Origin of the sequence: Kitasatospora sp. NPDC056531, assembly GCF_042794375.1 — a bacterium.
Taxonomy (GTDB): domain Bacteria; phylum Actinomycetota; class Actinomycetes; order Streptomycetales; family Streptomycetaceae; genus Kitasatospora.
On sequence record NZ_JBHTTU010000314.1, the window covers coordinates 1 to 1,943 of the forward strand.

Consider the following 1,943-nt stretch of genomic DNA (forward strand, 5'->3'; position numbering starts at 1 on the left):
TCAAGTCCCTTGCCGACTACCTCGCCAAGATCAACCCGACCGGCACCGAAACAAACTAGATACTTATGATCGCCACTTCCGGCGCAGGACACTAGGCGGCGACCAGGTGTTGTTCGGCGCCGGTCTCGATGACGCTCACGGCGTCGGTGAATGCCTCGTTGGGGTGCTTCCAGGATCGGGCACTTCCCGGCCTTCGAGGTATGTCGCGGGGGCGGGGAGCGCGGAAAGGGCCGTCAAGGCCCGGGTCCGGCGGCAGCCGGACTTGCGCGATCGGCGCGGTGAGGTGCACCCCCAACCGGGCTGTGGCGGTCAGATGGCGCCTCGCTCGGGCTGCGGTAGCGGCACGGGCGGGCCCGTTTCCGTCTTCGGCCTCCGCCGCATTCCGACCTTCCCCGTGGTGCTGCCCGCTCTGATCCGCTTCCGGGGGAACCGGCTCGGCGGTTTCTTGATCATGCGCGGCTGTGTCCTCCGGTATCGCTTCGGCAGCGGCCGGCGGAACCTTCGTCGGCCCCGCGAACCGCACCGGCCTCGGCGACGACCCGGCGTTGCGCCCCGGCACGTGGCTGCGCCAAGCAGGCGGGGGCCCGTGTCGACGGGAAGCTGATCGAGCGGCAGAGCGTGCTCCTTCAGGCCCTACACGCCGCTGAGACGGCCAACAGCTGACCGGCAGCACCACCGCCTTGGGGGCGGTCCGCACGCCGGGCCGCCCCCGAACCGCACCCGGCCAGATCAACGTCGTCGAACCCGCGGAGACGATGAACCCGGCGCGTCCTCGATCCAGACCGCCCGCGCTTCCGGACGGGTGATGGTCTGGTGCCGCGGGCCATATTCGTTCGTGTGCGTGGCTATGTTGCTGGGCGACCGGCACCGGCTTCCGGAGGACACCGATGACCATCCCGGCTCTGGACCACTCGACGACCCGATACTGCCTGGCGCACGCTTACTGGATGGCCCAGGCGGCCGGGCTGGCCATGCAGGACCCGGACGGCATCGAGGCCCAGGCCCGCGCGTGGGGCTTCGACGAGGTCCGCAACTTCGAATCCCCGCACCGGATGCCGTCCCCGATCGAGGACACCCAGGCCTACACCATGGCCAGCGACCGCATGATCGTCACCGGGTTCCGCGGCACCGAGGTCCTGAAGATCTACGACTGGCTGACCGACGTCGACACCCCGCCCGTCCCCGGCCCGAACGACAAGGGCTTCGTCCACTACGGCTTCAACCAGGCCCTGCGGTCCCTCTACCCCCAGATCCGCGACACCATCCAGGAACTGCGCACGAACGGGCAGAGCGTCTGGTTCGCCGGCCACAGCCTCGGCGGCGCCCTGGCCATGCTGGCCGGCGCCCACTTCTACTTCGAGGCACCGCACCAACTGCCCGACGGGGTCTACACCTACGGCCAGCCCCGCACCTGTGAGCGGCTGCTCGCCGGCCTGCACAACACCGCCTTCAAGAACCGCTGCTACCGCTTCGTCAACAACAACGACATCGTCCCCCACCTGCCGCCCGAGCCGTTCTTCACGCACGTCGACACCCTGCGCTACTTCGACGCCGACGGAAAGCTCCACGAGACCATGCCGCTCATCGCCGGGCTGAAGGACCGGGTCCGCGGCTACCGCCAGGACATGTTCGCCCCGGAGACCGACGGCATCAAGGACCACCACCTGCGCAACTACCTGGCCGCGTTCGAGAAGAACCTCGTCTGAGCCCTGGACCAGGGGATCGACAGCCCCGACGGTGACCAGCCGCTCGCTGTCGAGCGGGCCGCCGCGAACAGAACCCGTCGGAGCCAGTGCCGCATCAGGCAACGTGCGCCCTGTGATGACGCGCCGTCCGGGTGAGAGGAGACTACTGAGCTTGATCGGGTGATGTCGGGGTCGTTCGGCTGACAGGCGCCGGACGGCTCCGGTAGCTGTTGGTTGTGAGATACGCGCAGGGCGGCG

The 1,943-nt window shown here is 68.9% G+C and carries 1 protein-coding gene; it reads left to right on the forward strand.

What is annotated here, in order from left to right; all coding sequences use genetic code 11:
• The first annotated feature begins 887 nt into the window (after positions 1-887).
• Entirely contained in the window at positions 888-1,706 is an 819-nt protein-coding gene (locus ACFQ87_RS45995) for a lipase family protein (protein ID WP_380617009.1), read from the forward strand.
• The last annotated feature ends 237 nt before the right edge of the window (positions 1,707-1,943 follow it).